Source organism: Alkalimarinus coralli (assembly GCF_023650515.1).
Lineage (GTDB): Bacteria > Pseudomonadota > Gammaproteobacteria > Pseudomonadales > Oleiphilaceae > Alkalimarinus > Alkalimarinus coralli.
Window position 1 is genome coordinate 3,922,983 of the sequence record NZ_CP096016.1, and the last position, 14,553, is coordinate 3,937,535.

Annotated in this window: 15 protein-coding genes; 9 read left to right on the forward strand and 6 right to left on the reverse strand. The window is 42.7% G+C overall.

All coding sequences use genetic code 11. From position 1 onward, the window contains the following. Positions 1 to 37: 37 nt before the first annotated feature. The 4 genes from MY523_RS17610 to MY523_RS17625 all read right to left on the reverse strand — a co-directional run bounded on the left by MY523_RS17610 (position 38) and on the right by MY523_RS17625 (position 3,593). Entirely contained in the window at positions 38 to 478 is a 441-nt protein-coding gene (locus tag MY523_RS17610; protein WP_250655988.1) for a hypothetical protein, read from the reverse strand. 99 nt (positions 479 to 577) lie between these two features. Then, complete coding sequence (locus MY523_RS17615; protein ID WP_250655989.1) at positions 578 to 1,441, reverse strand: nuclear transport factor 2 family protein; 864 nt, start codon at positions 1,439 to 1,441, stop codon at positions 578 to 580. Positions 1,442 to 1,527: 86 nt separating this feature from the next. Next, entirely contained in the window at positions 1,528 to 2,400 is an 873-nt protein-coding gene (locus tag MY523_RS17620) for an AraC family transcriptional regulator (RefSeq protein ID WP_250655990.1), read from the reverse strand. A 188-nt stretch (positions 2,401 to 2,588) separates the two neighbouring features. Beyond that, positions 2,589 to 3,593, reverse strand: coding sequence for a PNPOx family protein (locus MY523_RS17625; protein ID WP_250655991.1), 1,005 nt, complete (start codon positions 3,591 to 3,593; stop codon positions 2,589 to 2,591). 136 nt (positions 3,594 to 3,729) lie between these two features. Between MY523_RS17625 and MY523_RS17630 the strand changes: the two genes are divergently transcribed. The 3 genes from MY523_RS17630 (at position 3,730) to MY523_RS17640 (ending at position 6,814) form a co-directional block, all read left to right on the forward strand. After that, positions 3,730 to 4,725 (forward strand): AraC family transcriptional regulator, encoded by a 996-nt coding sequence (locus MY523_RS17630; protein WP_250655992.1) that lies wholly within the window; start codon positions 3,730 to 3,732, stop codon positions 4,723 to 4,725. Positions 4,726 to 5,080: 355 nt separating this feature from the next. Then, complete coding sequence (locus MY523_RS17635; RefSeq protein ID WP_250655993.1) at positions 5,081 to 5,347, forward strand: hypothetical protein; 267 nt, start codon at positions 5,081 to 5,083, stop codon at positions 5,345 to 5,347. Positions 5,348 to 5,833: 486 nt separating this feature from the next. Continuing rightward, positions 5,834 to 6,814, forward strand: coding sequence for a PLAT/LH2 domain-containing protein (locus MY523_RS17640; protein ID WP_250655994.1), 981 nt, complete (start codon positions 5,834 to 5,836; stop codon positions 6,812 to 6,814). A gap of 128 nt (positions 6,815 to 6,942) precedes the next feature. On the opposite strand, the gene MY523_RS17645 is transcribed toward MY523_RS17640, so the two are convergent. Further along, positions 6,943 to 7,476: an NADPH-dependent FMN reductase gene (locus MY523_RS17645; protein WP_250655995.1), complete on the reverse strand. Its 534-nt coding sequence runs from the start codon at positions 7,474 to 7,476 to the stop codon at positions 6,943 to 6,945. Positions 7,477 to 7,938: 462 nt separating this feature from the next. On the opposite strand from MY523_RS17645, the gene MY523_RS17650 reads away from it, so the two are divergent. Next, positions 7,939 to 8,193, forward strand: coding sequence for a hypothetical protein (locus MY523_RS17650; protein WP_250655996.1), 255 nt, complete (start codon positions 7,939 to 7,941; stop codon positions 8,191 to 8,193). A gap of 437 nt (positions 8,194 to 8,630) precedes the next feature. On the opposite strand, the gene MY523_RS17655 is transcribed toward MY523_RS17650, so the two are convergent. Then, a complete protein-coding gene (locus MY523_RS17655) occupies positions 8,631 to 9,539 on the reverse strand; it encodes a BrxR family helix-turn-helix transcriptional regulator (RefSeq protein WP_250655997.1) in 909 nt (302 codons plus the stop codon). Positions 9,540 to 9,761: 222 nt separating this feature from the next. Here MY523_RS17655 and MY523_RS17660 point away from each other — a divergent pair, with 222 nt between their 5' ends. The 5 genes from MY523_RS17660 (at position 9,762) to MY523_RS17680 (ending at position 14,552) form a co-directional block, all read left to right on the forward strand. Further along, complete coding sequence (locus MY523_RS17660) at positions 9,762 to 9,932, forward strand: hypothetical protein (RefSeq protein ID WP_250655998.1); 171 nt, start codon at positions 9,762 to 9,764, stop codon at positions 9,930 to 9,932. A 349-nt stretch (positions 9,933 to 10,281) separates the two neighbouring features. Beyond that, positions 10,282 to 10,626: a hypothetical protein gene (locus MY523_RS17665; protein WP_250655999.1), complete on the forward strand. Its 345-nt coding sequence runs from the start codon at positions 10,282 to 10,284 to the stop codon at positions 10,624 to 10,626. Positions 10,627 to 10,746: 120 nt separating this feature from the next. After that, positions 10,747 to 12,285, forward strand: coding sequence for a type I restriction-modification system subunit M (locus tag MY523_RS17670; RefSeq protein WP_250656000.1), 1,539 nt, complete (start codon positions 10,747 to 10,749; stop codon positions 12,283 to 12,285). Further along, entirely contained in the window at positions 12,282 to 13,514 is a 1,233-nt protein-coding gene (locus MY523_RS17675) for a restriction endonuclease subunit S (RefSeq protein WP_250656001.1), read from the forward strand. Before MY523_RS17670 ends, MY523_RS17675 begins: the two co-directional genes overlap by 4 nt. Before the next feature lie 12 nt (positions 13,515 to 13,526). Beyond that, positions 13,527 to 14,552, forward strand: a complete 1,026-nt coding sequence (locus tag MY523_RS17680; RefSeq protein ID WP_250656002.1) for a virulence RhuM family protein — start codon at positions 13,527 to 13,529, stop codon at positions 14,550 to 14,552. Position 14,553 lies beyond the last annotated feature (1 nt).

Below are 14,553 nucleotides of genomic sequence, written 5' to 3' on the forward strand. Positions count from 1 at the left end.
CCTCCTATGGTGAGGGCTAATAGCATTTATGGATGAGTTATTGGCATGATTTTAAACCAGGCTTCGCGACAGCCTCTTCAATAGTAAACGCCCCTGAAACCACAAAGTTGCGCGTATTATCTATATTGACCAATACGCCATTAATGGTCATATCGTTGAAATCGAGCGTCCAAATGATGCCGTAATTGGTCGTCTCAGGGCTTTCTTTCCAGGAAACTTGAAGCACCTTTGGCGCTAACTCAACCGCCGTATAGGCTTCTACGCCAAACGAAAGGTTGTTTTTGTCTGTGGTGTTATTCCAAATAAGCGTGCGGTTGTCACAGATATACGTTTCAAACGTTGGTGTTGGCCACTCTTTTGGAAAGGTATTTTCTGTCCACGAATGAGACACCTTTTTGCCCACTAATAACTCATTAGAAAACGTCATGGTGCTAAATGAGCTTATAAACCCAATAAAAACAACTGTTAGCAGTTTCATAATAATCCACCTATTTTGTGTAGCACCCTCTGAGTGATCAGAGGGTGCAATTAAACGTTGAGAAAGCTATCTCACGTCGTCGAATATTATTTTTCAGCTTTATAAATTGCCGAATTTACCATTAACATTCTTCCATTCATCACGAGGAAGAATGGTTTCGATCACATCCCAGTGTTCAACAATTTTTCCGTGTTCAACGCGGAATAAGTCATAAAACGACGTAGGCTCACCGGCAAACGAACCTTCGCTAACACTCAGTACAAAGTTGCCTTCTCCCAATACAACATGGTTTTCGCTATAAACCATACTGACACCCTGTTTAGCCATCTCTTCCAGCGCAGCAGCCAAGCCCGATAAGCCATCAGCAATATCTGTATTATGCTGAATGTAGTTATCCCCATCGATAAACGACGCAAGTTTATCCATTTCACCTTTGACCAGAATTGAGTCCACAAAGTCTGCTACCAGCGCTTTGTTATCACCGGTTTTATCAAGGTCTGTAATTTCTACTGGCCCATCTAGCTGTGTATGGTTACTGGGGTTAGGCGCATCGGCTTTGACCGCCAGGTTATCCCAATGCTCGACGATTAAGCCATCTTCAAATCTAAAAATATCAAAACCCACTTTGGGGCCAAAGAAGTTATAATCCGTGTGAGTGAATACATAGTCACCATCACTAAACGCACGTATCACATCTACTTTTGCGCTGCCTTTAGGCAGTGCCTGCAATACTGCACCAAATCCCGCTAAACCATCTCCAACAGCCAAATTATGCTGAGTGTATTGTTGAGGGTTTACATATCTGACCGCTTCCTGATCGCCAGTTTCAATACTATTTAGCAGCGCAACGGCTTTTTCTTTATTTGAAATAGTCATACTATTCTCCGGGGTTATCTGGTTAGAAGTGCACGCGGCGACTGATAGTAAGGTGGCCGCTACCGCAATAGACATTATTTTTTGCATCGTTGATCTCCAGTCAAAACGTAGGAATATAGTATTCCCAGCTTGAAACAACCGGCAGGTAGTTAACGGCAAAAAATGGTAAATATCTAACCTTTGTAAGAGGCCTTGAATTGGGAAGGGGTTAGCAAGGTGTGCTTTTTGAAATACTTGACGAAGTTAGTCACTTCATCAAAACCCAGTGAGTAAGCGAGTGTTTGCACTTGAAGGTTCTCCACAATCAGCTTTCTTTTTGCCTCTAAAATAGTATGGGCATCAATCAGCTGCTTAGCGGTTTGACCACTGGCTAATTTGCATATTTCGTTCAACGACTTATAGGTCATGTGCATCGCATTGGCGTAGTCAGAGGCATCTCTGGTTTTGCAGTGCCTGACCTCAACCAGTTGCATAAATTGAAGGAATTTTTTAATACGGGGCTCACTCAGGTTCTCGGTGTACCGGTTTGGTTTCTCACGGTTTATTTTTAACAGTAACGCTGCAAACAGTAGTTGCATGACTAAAGGGTCGGTTACCGAACGTGCCTGCTCATTATTAACCTCCAATAACAGCGACTCACAACTCCGCTTAACCCTATTGGTCAAGATAACCGTCGGTAAGTAGCTGGCAACAAGCTGGGTGGGTAAAAAAAGCGGCGTTCTGATATTGGTGCGAATTACATCCACAAACTCATCGGTGAATAAGATGAGATAGCCTTCAGGCCTATTTGTGAAATCAAACGCTTGCACCTGATGCTTATTGACAAAAATACAGCTACCCGCTTGAACAGGGTAGTGGTTAAAGTCAATAAAGTGTACTCCTTCACCTTTCGTAATATAGATAAAGCAATGAAACTCAACCCGGTGCGGCAGTGAAGGGTTATGGTCTGATGGAGTCGCCCGACTATAGAGATCATTCAGCCATATCACTTCAATGCCTATATTCTCAGACTGGTGAGAGTGAAATTCGACTTTTGGTATATTCATAACATAAACCTTTTACACCGACTGTCGGTTGAGGCGATTAATATAGCAAACAATATAGTGTAAACGATCTGCACCAAACAGAGATAAGCCTGCTCCCCCAATGTAAAGCAATGAGTTCCTGCCTGGCAACTTAACAACCAATAAACTAGCTAACCCTAAAATCTAAACGACACCACTAACATGCCAAATCAATACAAATTCTTCATATCATTTTTTACCACCGCATCGATAATAGGTGTTGCAGCTTTTCCTAAAAGCCCTTCGCCATTCATATGCATGGATAGCGCCTTTGAGAAGCGAGTCAAACTGTCAGGGCTCACTTGGCGCTCGCTTAACCAAGGCTGGGCTTGTTGAATAGCATGGCTTTGCTCTATCGAGAAGTGACACTGTTCCAGCAGGATGCCCAGTTTAGGTCGTTTGTTATTGACGACAACGAGATCAAGCAGCTGCTCATTCTGAATTAATGTAGCGTATCCGTGAACGTGCATAACGAAGGCAGTCTCCGGTATCAACATCAGTAGTTCCACACGGTCATTTTTTAGGATATTCCTTAAACTAATCGCGACTTTATTGCCGGGACGTTCAGGTATGAATAAACGATGTTTGTCGACTAGGTAAGCTATTTTCCCTTGATCGCCCCTGGGAGATAATTCCGTTTCACCGGCCTTATTCATTGTTTTCAGCATCAGATATGGGCTCGCTGCAATAAATTGCTCTGGCGACATAAGCGAGTTCACCTCAGTCTGCGCAGACTCTTTTCTGCTACGCCAAAGTTCTGCTCTCGCAGCCGCTCTAGCGCAGTGCAAATAGACACCGCTCACGGTTAAAACTAACTGCGAATCGTGGTGCTGAACTTTGCCATTAACCCTTAGACCATGGCCGACGCCAGGCACTAAAAAATACAGACTGGCATAAACACAATTGCTCCTCAAGCTCATACCTATATCAGGAGAAAGAACGATGGTTTTGCTATCTGCAACAAACACATCTTTTCTCGATAGCAGCTTCATTGGGTGATTTGAGTGGCCGTAAGCCGTCACAATAAGCGCGGAAAGATCTATTAACTCTAAGCAGTACCAGTCCAACTCAGGGCGTATACGTTTATCAAGCATTTTAGGGTAGCTAGGAATGATTTTTCTGAGCTGGGCTTCTGAGCTTATATGCTGTTCTGTATTTGTCTCGAGCAGTGCCATACCAATTTAACCTTAATCTAATATCAACAGTGGTTTACACTATAAACGCACAGATACTTTTCGCTGCTGGCATCTGGTTTCAAGGTATTGGTATTTGGTTTCAATTTAAGCGGAGTAATTTAAATGGCGGTCAATTTTGCACGTAGCTAATCAAACTGTTTCTGCAATTGCAGTCATCGACCTCGCAAACGAGTTAATCAACAATGGGGTTATTGGCGAAAGCGACTTAGCCGATATGGGCAGCCATTTTTTAGCGCTGTATGATGCCTGGAGGGACAATAAACCGATACAGGAGTACCGGCTTCCCGAAGCGTTGCTGATAGATCTTTGGCAACAGACAGATGCTCAACAAAAAGACTCTGACATCGGCCTTAATATCGGCTCAAATGTAAACCTCCAATCAAAAGGCGTTTTAGCAACCTGGCTCTCTCAATGCAGTACATTAGCTGAGGCCTTTTCAACATTCAGCCAAAACATATCGCTACTAAATCCGTCTGAGCACTGGCACAGCATTGATGAAGGCCATCAAATAAAGCTTGTCGTTCGATTCAGCTCACCAGAATACCCCTCAATCGCCATAGATCGAAGCATGAGCGCCCTCCTGTCATGGAGTCAGGAATTTTCAAAGGAAGGCATCACGCCGCTTGCCACCGCGTTAGTGCGACCAGCGCCTGAGTCACAAAAAAGATACCATTCGATTTTTGGGAATAACGTATTATTTGGCCAACCCGAAAATTGTTTATGGTTATCGAAAGAGGTGTTCAGCCAAACGATTAAAGAGGCCAACCCCTACCTCAAGGAATTAGTTGCCAAGCAGGCGATGGCTCTCAATGAGCAGCTATCTAACACTCACTCTGACTCGGTATTAGCCGCAGTAAATAAACTATTGATAAAAAACCTGGCGCACTTCTGCCAGGTCGGCGCAACCTGTGCAGAACTCTATGTCAGTCGCTCTACACTGTACCGGAGGCTCAAAAAAGAAGGCACGAGTTTTACTAAGCTGGTCAAAAAGGCCCGATTAAACGCGCTCAAGAACAATGAGCTATGCCAGATAAGCCATGATGAGCTAGCGGAAAAGCTGGGCTTTCAAGACATTGGTTCGTACTACCGGTTTCGAAAACAAAACAACTAAGGGGCTCATACTCGCAGCCTAACTATTTCAAGCTCCCTCACTAATACCCGCTAGCAAAGGAATTTTCACCACAGCGCTAGAGCATCAAAAAAGTTTATTTTTAAAATAACAGTTTATGATTTTTTGTTTGCTCACAGACAACCAATATCATATCGAAAATATCCATTATTTTTCCGGCATTCAAATAGCTAAACAATAACCCATTTATTATCAATACCTTAAGATACATTCAATCTGTTAAGTCAATTCTTGGCACAGCCTCTGCAGTACTCTAAGTACGAACCAACCAAGCAACATGAAAGGTTCTACAACTAAAAACCAAAGCATTTAAAAGCACTACTCAGAGGATACGATTATGACGACTTTAGCTCTTAACACGATGAACGTTGCAAACCTGAACATTGCAGACCTTGCCACTAGCAACGAGTTAGACCGCAAAGCCCTTAAAACCATCGCAGGTGGTTATAGCTACTGGACAGGCTGGTCAACCCAGTACAAATTCCGCGGTACAACCTTTTTAGGCTATGTATACAAAAACGGTAAGCTTCGCTCTAAAGTTCGTAAGCACCACAGCCGTAAGTGGAGCAAAACTAACTACTTCTCTACTGACCATATTGTATAAGCTAAGGGTTACGGTCCTTCAAACAAAAAGAGCGGCTGATGTGCCGCTCTTTTTTGTTGTTTCAACTTCCAGTGATGCGCAAGCCGTCACCCTATATTGCTCACCCACTCAGACCATGATTGACCGCTAAGCTATTCTGACATTAGCAAAAGCGCAAAAACACGCTATATTCTTCTACATACCATGTCTGAGCATAAAGCAGGTATAAAGACTAAGTTGTTAGCCTGTTCGATGTGCCTTAAATACTTCTAACAAGGGCACTTTTCCCGACAGACATACCAACTGCAGGGGAGAACTATTACAAAAACACTCAAAGATATTGTTGCCCGCAGATCCACGTCACCTAAAGCTTAAAGTTACCTGATAAAATACTTGAAGTTTGTACTCTAGCTAACTGTAGACCCAGCAATCTAGTATCTGACTCTGCTGATTTTCAATTCAGCCGGTGGAGGTACAAAAAATAACAAGACATAAAAGGCTAACCACATGAATAAAAGATCTGACAACAATGAGAACGACAATCCAGCCCCTCCTTCCAAAATCACAGCGTTTGCATCCATATTACGGTCAATTGTTTACCTCTGTATTCTAGGCGTTACCGTCTTCGGAGGGATCACTGTTTATGACTACGTTACCGACAAAAGTAACAAAAATTCACCGAGCTTACCCGAAAGGGTGGTTCAACCTATCACAGGTCTTAAATCAGAAGACCAGAATACAGCCGATGCAGGGAAGGAGGGGGGCACCAACTACCAGATCATGTTTGAAACTGGGAATGATGGTACCGATGCTAACATTAGTATCATGATGTATGGCAAGAACACCTCAACAGTACCGCTTATCGTCAACTCCTTTCTTGGGTACCTCGGTTACGATGCTTTCAAAGCAAACGGAACGGACACTCTCAAAGTAATAAACCAATTAGATGTAGGTCTTCCAGATAAAATAAAAATCACTTCTGACAACGCGGGGCCGAAGCCCGAATGGCACCTCAAGAAAGTAACTATTCGTACAGATCAAGGCGAGGAAGCGGGCTATTATCCCACCCGCAACATTGGAGGATCTCAGTCCGGTACAATCACGCTACACCGGGGCAAGGAGCAAAAAGAGTACATCGTGCATATTACCACTGCTGACAATAACGGCACCGATTCGAATGCCACTATGACCTTTCTCGGAGTTGAAGGGAGTAAAACACTCTATAATGTCAACGAGATGATTTCTGGCAATGCCTTTGAGAAAGGGGAAACCGAAATTTTTACATTTTTAAGCGAAGATCTGGGCCAGCTAGTAACGGGTAAAATTTCGCTTAAGCCTCGCCCCCTTCGCCCAAATGATTCCTGGACGATTCGGGAGTTCACCGTCGCTGAAGGTAAGCGGAAGTGGGCAGCCGTTATGCCTTTTCCAACTAAAATTAAAACTGGTTCAGACAGTGCTGCCAGCTTCATATTCGCTACCAGTCAATAAAGGCCTTAAATTACACAGATGAAGATAAGCAGTAGACAAAGGATAGTGTTGATCAAAAAATAGAGCGGCTGATTAGTCGCTCTTTTTTGTTACTTGTCTGCAACAAATAGCTGGTCGACTCACACAGCCTATTTAAGGTGGTTTAAATGGCTGACCGCATCCTTGAGTTGTTCATTCAGCTCTTCGTGCGTTAACGCCTGCTTTGCGGCGTCAAAATTATCAAAAAAGCTCGGAATAGATAAGCTCGCTTTCACCACACCATTGAAATATGGCGCAGATTGCACCGCTGTTGCTAATACACTCGCCCCACCCCTTGGGCCGGGAGATGTCGATAAGAGAACCATCGGTTTATTTTGATACACTTTGGGTTCAATACGTGAACACCAGTCAAACAGGTTTTTATAGGCAACAGAGTAAGAACCGTTGTGCTCAGCAAACGAAATAATAATGCCGTCACTCTCACCTATTTTTGCCAGGAAGTCTTTCGCCAGTTTAGGGTGCCCTAGCTCCTCCTCTTTATCCTGGCTGTATAAAGGCAACTCATAGTCGTTCAAATCCAACACCTCAACATCTGCTTTGTTCAACAGATGAGCCGCATACTCAACCAGCTGCTTATTAATGGACTTTCTATGGTTACTCGCTGCAAACGCAATAATTTTCATGACCTGCTCCTTAAGTGAAAAGCCTATGTGGGAAGAGCTAAAAACCTACCCTTAGATTGTAGTCTTAATACCATTAAGGGGAATGGAAATTTGAGAGGCGCTAAAAATGGATTCCTGCCTTCGCAGGAATGACTAAGTGACTCAAAAGAAGAAATAACGATGCAGGTACAGGTATAAACCAATCAGACTAACGCATTAAAATATTTGTTTTAACAAAACAATTCTATTTTTTAGTTTGTTTTTGACTAACAAAACAGAAATAACAAATATCCAATAAAACCTCCAAGCTCAAGGCAATGTAATTTAAATACATTTATTATCAATTAGTTAAAAAAATATGATTATTTAAATCAAACCTTGGCACAGCCTCTGCAATATCTTAAGTACGAACCAACCAAGCAACATGAAAGGTTCTACTACTTAAACTCAAAAACACTTAGAAAGATCTACTCAGAGGATACGATGATGACAACTTTAGCTCTTAACTCATTGAACATTGCAGACCTTACTACTAGCAACGAGCTAGACAGCAAAGCCCTTAAAGCCATCTCTGGTGGTTATAGCTACTGGACAGGCTGGTCTACAAAATACAACTTCCGCGGCACGACCTTTTTAGGGTATGTCTATGTCAACGGTAAGCTTCGTTCAAAAGTGCGTAAGCACCACAGCCGTAAGTGGAGCAAGACTAACTACTTCTCTACTGACCATATTGTATAAGTTAAGGGTGAGAAACCTTGAAACAAAAAGAGCGGCACATCAGCCGCTCTTTTTGTTTGCCCACCTTAAACTCCTACAAGCTCGGCTAACTCGCGTTGCTGAAGTTTTCGGCTTCTTCTTAATGTAGTCAGGGCACTACCAAATGGAGTCATTATGACCCCTGTAGTTATATCTATTGTTACCAATAGAGTAATTTAAAGGTAAATGTACAGTTTTATCGTACTTTTAAAAATGCAAAGAGGAATAGTTTAGGTGCGTTTTCTCGGGAGCCCTTAAAAATACTGCGCCGAGGGGGAGTTGTACCTGTACATTAAAATTGCACTTTCTGTTGGCGGAGGCGAAAAAGAAAAAATGAATTTGTCGATAGTTTGTATTAAAAGGAGTTGGCAGCTTTAATCCTGCATCGCTGCCTTTTGGTTTAAATTCTGACACCTCTGCTAACGAAATACATTCTCCATGCACTTTAGGTGTTTTAGCGTATTGCCGTTGCCTAAGAAAAAGTTATAAGAGCTATTCATGTCTGGAGTATCTGCGGTATCTATTTTCCAATGCCAAACTAAATAATAGATGAGCGCCGCTTTCTCGCTGACTACGAATTCATCTTGATCTATGTCTAAATCATACTCTTGTCTGATTTCCGCCTTCTTCTTATCGGTTAGGGATGGATGAAGTGTTAAATGAACCAGTGTGGTCAGTTGCCAATCAGCGTCTGATTCTATTGTTTCGTTGTTATTTGCGAAGTCTTGCGGACACTCTTCAACTTCTTTTAAGCGCGAAAAGTTAAAACATTTGAACTCATTGCTTTCTCTATGAAATGCTCGAAACATCCAGGATATGCCATCAAAAAAAATTGTTGTTGGAACAAGAGTTCTTTCGCCATGATTGCTGCTAGAGCCGGACATGTAATGGCACTTAATTATATTTTTAGAGCTTATCGCACGAGTTACTTTGCTGACTAAATCAACATCTAAGATCTTAGGCGAATTACCTACGCGACTATAAGGGATTATTGGTTTGTGTTGGAGCTTTGTTTTATTGAATCCATTAGCCAGCATGCCAAGAGCCGTATCTGCATCAATATCTACTAAGGGTTGATAGGTTTCTCTAAGAATGCCATTTCGACGTAATACTCGGTCATAGTCGACATTGTTTTCTTTTTGCGCCTTATAAAATGAAATTTCTTTGGATGCGGCTGCATCACCCAGCCCAAAAAAATTGGTTATGTCAGAACGACTTAAGCCACCGGTAAATCTAAGAAGAAAGTCGATATAAGCAAGCCTTTCTGCGCTTTGAATTCCATGCTTTTCAACAAGCCCGTGAAAAGCATGGCCTTTGATATCAGCCATAAAGAATCACCATTAAATTGTGTTTTTCTTAATCTTAACGTATAAAATCACTATATCAAATACAAATAATATTATATTTGTAACTCTAAATATATAATATGCACATCCACTTTATAGACATGCAGGTCAATTCATGTTCTAATTGCGTTGTGTGGTATTGATAGGGATAAATCCTATTTCTTGCTATGCAGACAACTTGTGTTTAATTAGAGGAAAATTGATATGGCAAAAAATGGCGTTTCAGGTGACAACCGTCGCCACGGGGCAGTAAAGCAACGATCTCAGACTCAGACTCCTTCGGGGCATTGGGTCAAAAGAGACACAACGACAGGAAGGTTTATGGATGTAAAATCTGACGGTAAGAAATTTAAAGGAGTTCGGAAAGAAAAATAGGCTTTGGGAAAAACCTAAAGCCTATTCTGTGGAGCGAGAAGTTTGATTTTTGCAGAAATCAAACTTCAGGTTGTATACCGGAGGTCTCAAACCTCAGGGGCATACCAAGTGAACTCACACTTAGATTAGCTTCTGTTACTCCACATTACAAGAGATCCCTCTATAAACTTATAAGAGGAATTAGCCATGAATACTTCAAAAGTTGTTCGTGTGATTGCTTATCATCGATTCAGATTTGGTCGTTGGGAAGCAGTTGGTGCGCACTGGCGCTCTTTGCCGAATTAGAGCGAAGTGGTATCCAAGAAGGAGGTACACCCTCCTTCTTTTTTAGTTTTATTGTGGAGTTTTTATGGAAATATCTGAATTACCTAATTTAACGGGCTGGTTAATAGCTATGCCAGTTTTCGTGGCATTTTTAATCTATGCAAGCTATAACCGAGGAGACAATTGGAGAGTAAGTAAATTGATATGTGGTATCGGGCTTATAAGCATCGGTGCGCACATGGCAAGCTTGTATATTGAGTTAATAGCCTACTCGGACTTAATTTTACTCAAAAAACCAAATGATGAAATTTGGGAAGCGATTAGTGCAAATAGCACGCTTTGGCTTGCAGTATTCCCAGCTGTATCGATTGGGCTAGGGGTTAACTTACTGTCAAACTGGATAGCAACGTCAGTTCCACATGCTGTCTAACCTCCTTATTTTATTTGAAGTTTTTAAGCCCAATTCTAAAGATTGGGCTTTCTCCGTATAATGCAGAGTCTCCTCACACGCTTACGATAATACAAAAAACAAACCAAAAGGAATTTTAGAGTGACAAGCATCCAACAACGTGCTGCCCTTCAACGTCAAATTTGGGCCATCGCCAACGATGTGCGTGGCTCAGTCGATGGTTGGGACTTTAAACAATATGTCCTTGGCACTCTGTTTTATCGCTTTATCAGCGAAAACTTTGCTAGTTACATTGAAGCCGATGACGATAGTATCAATTACGCATCGCTAGGCGACGAGGTGATTACGCCAGACATCAAAGACGACGCAATTAAAACCAAGGGCTACTTCATCTACCCAAGCCAGTTGTTTGTGAATGTCGCCAAAAATGCCAAGACGAATGAAAGCCTGAACACCGACTTAGCCGCAATCTTTGCCGCAATCGAAGCTTCGGCCAGCGGATACCCATCAGAAGGCGACATAAAAGGCCTATTTGCCGATTTCGATACCACCAGTAATCGCTTAGGGAATACGGTAAAAGAAAAAAATAACCGATTGGCTGATGTACTGAAAGGCGTCGCAGGTCTGGAGTTTGGCAAATTCGATGCGGCTCATATAGACCTGTTCGGCGATGCCTACGAGTTTCTCATCTCGAACTATGCTGCCAATGCCGGTAAATCCGGCGGCGAATTTTTCACTCCGCAGCATGTTTCCAAGCTAATCGCGCAACTGGCCATGCACAAGCAAACCAGCGTCAATAAAATCTATGACCCTGCCGCCGGTTCCGGTTCGCTGCTTTTGCAGGCCACAAAACATGTCGACGCACATACGATTGAAGAAGGGTTCTTCGGGCAGGAGATAAACCACACCACGTACAACCTGGCCCGTATGAATATGTTTTTGCACAACATCAACTACGACAAGTTCAATATGCAGCTAGGCAATACTCTAACCGACCCACACTTTGGTGAAGATAAACCCTTTGATGCCATTGTCTCCAATCCACCTTATTCAGTGAAGTGGATAGGCAGTGACGACCCAACCCTAATTAACGATGAACGTTTTGCACCTGCGGGCGTACTCGCACCAAAATCCAAGGCTGATTTTGCCTTTGTGTTACATGCACTGAGCTACCTATCGAGCAAAGGCCGTGCAGCCATTGTTTGCTTTCCGGGTATTTTCTACCGAGGCGGTGCTGAGCAGAAAATCCGTAAGTATCTGGTCGATAACAACTACGTCGAAACGGTCATTTCACTTGCACCTAATTTGTTTTTTGGTACCACTATCGCCGTGACTATTCTGGTGCTCTCCAAACATAAAACGGATACCAATACACAGTTTATTGATGCCAGCGGGCTGTTTAAGAAAGAGACCAATAACAATACTCTCACTGACGATCATGTTAAGCAGATCATGGATGTGTTTGATAGCAAAGCGAATGTGGATCACTTTGCTCTGTCAGTGCCCTATGAAGAAGTAGCTAAAGATTACAACCTGTCGGTGAGCACTTATGTTGAAGCTAAAGATATCCGCGAAGTGATTGATATTGCCAAGCTCAATGCCGAGCTGAAAGTTACCGTTACCAAGATCGATCAGTTGCGAAATGAGATTGATGGAATCGTTGCGGAGATTGAGGGATGAGCGATCTAAGCTTTATGGAAAAGTTGCTGGATGGGGTTGAGGTTGAGTGGAAGGCGTTAGGAACGATAACAACACTGAAACGCGGCCGCGTAATGTCAAAGGGGTATCTTGTCGATAACGCAGGAGAATTTCCCGTTTACAGCTCTCAAACTGCAAAAAATGGAATGATTGGGAAAATTGATACATTTGATTTTGATGGCGAGTATATTAGTTGGACAACTGATGGGGCTAATGCTGGAACGGTATTTCATCGTACAGGCAAGTTCTCCATCACCAATGTGTGTGGGTCGATAAAAATTAACGACGAGACGAAGCTAAACTACAAGTTTTTATTTTACTGGCTTTCTATTGAGGCGAAAAAGCACGTTTACTCTGGAATGGGTAATCCCAAGCTGATGAGCCATCAAGTTGAAAAGATTCCTGTCCCAATTCCCTGCCCAGAAAGCCCTAGGAAATCACTGGAAATCCAAGCCGAAATCGTCCGCATACTGGACACCTTCACCGAGCTGACCACCGAGCTGACCACCGAGCTGACCACCGAACTTAATGCTCGTAAAAAACAATACAACTACTACCGTGACCAGTTGTTGAGTTTTGAAGATGACGTGCCGTTTGCGATGTTATCAGATTGCTGTGAAAGCATTTCTGATGGGGATCATCAAGCTCCTCCTAAAGTTAACTCGGGAATCCCATTTATTACCATTTCCAATGTTTCATCTCGGAACAAAATCGACTTTAGCAACACAAAATACGTGCCTCAAAGTTATTACGATGCACTTCATGACAAACGCAAAGCTCGAAAAAATGATGTTCTTTATACGGTTGTGGGCACATTTGGGATACCTATTCTCATAGAAAATGACAAACCGTTTGCATTTCAAAGACATATTGCAATCATGCGTCCCGATCAGAATAAGATGCTGTCCAAATACCTCTATCATGTACTTCAGAGTTCTGAACTATTAAAACAAGCTAATTCAGTTGCTACAGGTGCTGCTCAAAAAACTATAACTTTAAGAGCACTGAATAATATGAAAATTCCCAAGCCACCGATAGAAGAACAAGCTCGAATCGTTGCCATCCTCGACAAATTCGACGCCCTCATCAACTCCATCACCGAAGGTTTACCCCGCGAAATCGAATTGCGCCAAAAGCAATACGAGTATTATCGTGATTTACTGCTGAGCTTTCCAAAACCAGAGCCAGAGAAGGCCGTTATTAACGCATAAGGAAGGAACCCGATGCCAAACGAATTAAGCCTGCAAGACCAAACCACAGAATTCCTGCTTTATACCGCACCCAATGGCGAGGTAAAAGTTGAGGTGCTGTTAAGTAACGAGACCATCTGGTTGACGCAAAAGCGCATGGCAGAGCTGTTTGGCGTAGGTGTCCCGGCTGTTTCAAAGCACTTGGAGAACATTTATTCCAGCGGTGAATTAGATAAAGAAGCAACCATTTCCATTTTGGAAACAGTTCAACAGGAAGGTAAACGAGAGGTAAAAAGGAAGCTCGAGTATTACAACCTTGATGCTGCTATTTCAGTAGGCTATCGCGTCAATTCAGCCCAGGCAACGCAATTTAGAATCTGGGCCACCCAGCTGATTAAAGAGTACATCATCAAGGGTTTTGCCATGGATGATGAGCGCCTTAAAAATGGACGTTTTTTTGGCAAGGATTATTATCGCGAGCTGCTGGAGCGAGTGCGTTCTATCCGCGCCAGCGAGCGACGCATTTATCAGCAGATTACCGATATTTTTGCCGAGTGCAGCGTCGACTACGACCCAAAGTCTGAAACCACCCGTTTGTTCTATGCCCACGTTCAGGACAAGTTTCACTTCGCCATTACCGGACATACGGCGTCTGAAATTATCTCGCTAAAGGCAGATGCCAGCAAACCTCTGATGGGTATGAGCACTTATAAAAATGCACCAGACGGGCGGGTATTGAAATCGGATGCGACGATCGCGAAAAACTACTTAAGTGAAGGTGATATCAAAAAGCTGGAGCGTGCGGTCTCAGCGTTCTTTGATTACATAGAGGGCATTATTGAAAGGCGTACCACGTTTACCATGGAAAGTTTTGCCGAAAGTGTGAACAAATTTCTGGCGTTTAATGAATATCAAACGCTAGAAGGTTACGGAAAAGTGTCTCGCAAACTTGCCGATCAAAAGGCGCATGCAGAATATGACAAGTTTAATAAGCAGCAACGCATCGAATCCGATTTTGATCGTGAAATAAAAAAGCGCTTGAATAAAAAGGGATCATAGG

Coding starts and splice junctions, on each gene's coding strand:
- MY523_RS17610 (WP_250655988.1), bottom strand. CDS start 478: ATGAAACTGCTAACAGTTGTTTTTATTGGGTTTATAAGCTCATTTAGC.
- MY523_RS17615 (WP_250655989.1), bottom strand. CDS start 1,441: ATGCAAAAAATAATGTCTATTGCGGTAGCGGCCACCTTACTATCAGTC.
- MY523_RS17620 (WP_250655990.1), bottom strand. CDS start 2,400: ATGAATATACCAAAAGTCGAATTTCACTCTCACCAGTCTGAGAATATA.
- MY523_RS17625 (WP_250655991.1), bottom strand. CDS start 3,593: ATGGCACTGCTCGAGACAAATACAGAACAGCATATAAGCTCAGAAGCC.
- MY523_RS17635 (WP_250655993.1), top strand. CDS start 5,081: ATGACGACTTTAGCTCTTAACACGATGAACGTTGCAAACCTGAACATT.
- MY523_RS17640 (WP_250655994.1), top strand. CDS start 5,834: ATGAATAAAAGATCTGACAACAATGAGAACGACAATCCAGCCCCTCCT.
- MY523_RS17645 (WP_250655995.1), bottom strand. CDS start 7,476: ATGAAAATTATTGCGTTTGCAGCGAGTAACCATAGAAAGTCCATTAAT.
- MY523_RS17650 (WP_250655996.1), top strand. CDS start 7,939: ATGATGACAACTTTAGCTCTTAACTCATTGAACATTGCAGACCTTACT.
- MY523_RS17655 (WP_250655997.1), bottom strand. CDS start 9,539: ATGGCTGATATCAAAGGCCATGCTTTTCACGGGCTTGTTGAAAAGCAT.
- MY523_RS17660 (WP_250655998.1), top strand. CDS start 9,762: ATGGCAAAAAATGGCGTTTCAGGTGACAACCGTCGCCACGGGGCAGTA.
- MY523_RS17665 (WP_250655999.1), top strand. CDS start 10,282: ATGGAAATATCTGAATTACCTAATTTAACGGGCTGGTTAATAGCTATG.
- MY523_RS17675 (WP_250656001.1), top strand. CDS start 12,282: ATGAGCGATCTAAGCTTTATGGAAAAGTTGCTGGATGGGGTTGAGGTT.
- MY523_RS17680 (WP_250656002.1), top strand. CDS start 13,527: ATGCCAAACGAATTAAGCCTGCAAGACCAAACCACAGAATTCCTGCTT.